Source organism: Asaia sp. SF2.1 (assembly GCF_000505765.1).
In the GTDB taxonomy this organism is placed as follows: Bacteria; Pseudomonadota; Alphaproteobacteria; order Acetobacterales; family Acetobacteraceae; genus Asaia; species Asaia bogorensis.
Genome location: NZ_AYXS01000007.1, coordinates 67285 through 69314 on the forward strand (window position 1 = coordinate 67285; position 2030 = coordinate 69314).

The following is a 2030-nucleotide window of genomic DNA, read 5'->3' on the forward strand; positions in this document are numbered from 1 at the left end:
AACCGCAAGATAAACCCGCGTCAAGCACGCATCTCACCCCGGCGCAGCCCATCCAGATTGATGACCCCGGCCCGCCGCCACGCAATGTGGAAAACCAGAATGTCGCCATGGACCCGGTCAATCGCCTATCCGAACCGGGGGACGGACTGGAGGATAACGGGCGTGTAGTCCTCACCTACGCAATGCTCCGTGCCCTGCGCCCTGCCCCGGACCAACGCCCCCCAAGCCGGGAAATCGTGCTGCACCTGACAGGGAATATGACGCGCTATATCTGGGGTTTTGACGCGAAGAAATTCTCTGAAGCGCCACCAATCATGCTGGGTCTGGGGGAACGTGTGCGGATCACGCTCATCAACGACACGATGATGGAGCACCCGATTCACCTGCATGGGTTCTGGAGCGAGCTGGAAAACGGTCAGGGGGCGCTCAGGCCCAACAAGCATACCATTCTCTCCCAGCCTGGCTCGAAGCTCAGCTATCTTGTGACGGCAGACACGCCGGGCATGTGGGCGCTGCATTGTCACCTGATCTATCACATGCATCTCGGCATGTTCCGCACGGTGGTGGTGTCATGAACATGCGCAGACACACCATCAACTTTCTGGCTGGCCTTGCCGGCACCCTTTTGCTCTCATCGGGCAGCCATGCGGCGCCTACGGCGCAGGCAAAGTCGAGTGCAACGATGCCCAGCTATATCGACGGTGTCATGCCTGTCATGGATCAGGGAATATGGGTCCATGGCCTGCTCGACGAGTTCGAGGGGCGCCTTGCCGGACAAAATTCGAGCTTCCGGTGGGATGGCGAAGCCTGGGTCGGCGGCGACTATAATCGCCTCTGGCTGCGTTCCGAGGGCACCGTGTCGAAAGGCCGCATGGGAGATGGCGATCAGGAGGTTCTCTATAGCCGCGCCGTATCCTCCTATTTCGACGTGCAGGGCGGTGTTCGTGTCGATCTGGATAGCGGTCCTACACGCACCTGGGCGGCGCTCGGTATACAGGGGCTGTCGCTTTATCAGTTCGAGTTACAGGCCACCGGCTATGTCAGCGATCAGGGACGTTTTGCCGCCCGTTTCGAGGGCTCGTACGACATTCTGCTGACAAACCGGCTGATCCTGCAGCCTCAGATCGAACTGAACCTTTATTCGAAGGCCGATCCAGCCCGGGGTAACGGTGCGGGAATTTCCGATATCGATACCGGGTTGAGGCTGCGATATGAGATATGGCGGGAATTCGCGCCCTATATCGCCATGACGTATGATGGTTATTTCCAGCAGGCGCGGCGTTTTGCACGGGAGCGAGACGATAGCGGCGGCAACCTGCGTCTGACAATCGGTATTCGCAGCTGGTTTTGATCATGCGATGACCGACTGCCAACGGGGCAAGGGAAGACGATCTTCCCGGCGGGTCGCCTTTGAGCCGCCGGGGTACCACGCAACGCGAGTTTACAGTCGATGCAGGCCGCGCCATGCCGAGCGTGACAGTATTTTGTTAATCCGCACCCGATATATAGGTGTTGCCTTAAAAACACAGGCCAGGAGCCCACAACGTGGGAAACAGATTGCGGCCGTCAATCTCCTTGTCATGATATGAAATATTGATAGGGAGGGCGCAACGACGCACAGACTTGGCCATATCTCAGCTTTGCGTCGCGTGAGGTTGTTACCTGTCGAAATGGAGAGATCACGCGATCATGCCTGTAAAGAATGCCGCGGGGCGTCTGGCACTTTGGGCTGCCGGGACGATACTTGGAAGCTGCCTTCTCGTTGCACCGGCCTCGGCCCAGAGTCAGAGCCAGCAAGCAAGCCCGAGTGATCAGACCGCAGCCACGCTCGATCCTATGCTCAAGGAGACGGCAACCCAGAATCATGCAGGCAAGGGCGCCGATAACCCGCCCAATCTCTATGGCAGCCCCTATGATCGCACACAGCCTTCTCTGGGCACCGTGCGCCACCCCTTCGTGCCGGTACCGGGTAACGAGGCCCTTTTTCCGGCGAGTTTTTCAGACTGGCTGAAGCAGCCCACAATGACGGG

General features: G+C 58.8%; 3 protein-coding genes. All 3 read left to right on the forward strand.

Annotated features, from left to right (window positions below):
- Nucleotides 1–575 (forward strand): multicopper oxidase domain-containing protein (locus tag P792_RS0118305; RefSeq protein WP_031240289.1); only part of this gene is annotated, 575 nt, incomplete at its 5' end.
- Complete coding sequence (locus P792_RS25210; RefSeq protein ID WP_152530164.1) at nucleotides 572–1351, forward strand: copper resistance protein B; 780 nt, start codon at nucleotides 572–574, stop codon at nucleotides 1349–1351. The genes P792_RS0118305 and P792_RS25210, both read left to right, overlap by 4 nt.
- A gap of 338 nt (nucleotides 1352–1689) precedes the next feature.
- Nucleotides 1690–2030 (forward strand): hypothetical protein (locus tag P792_RS37475; RefSeq protein WP_035439453.1); only part of this gene is annotated, 341 nt, incomplete at its 3' end.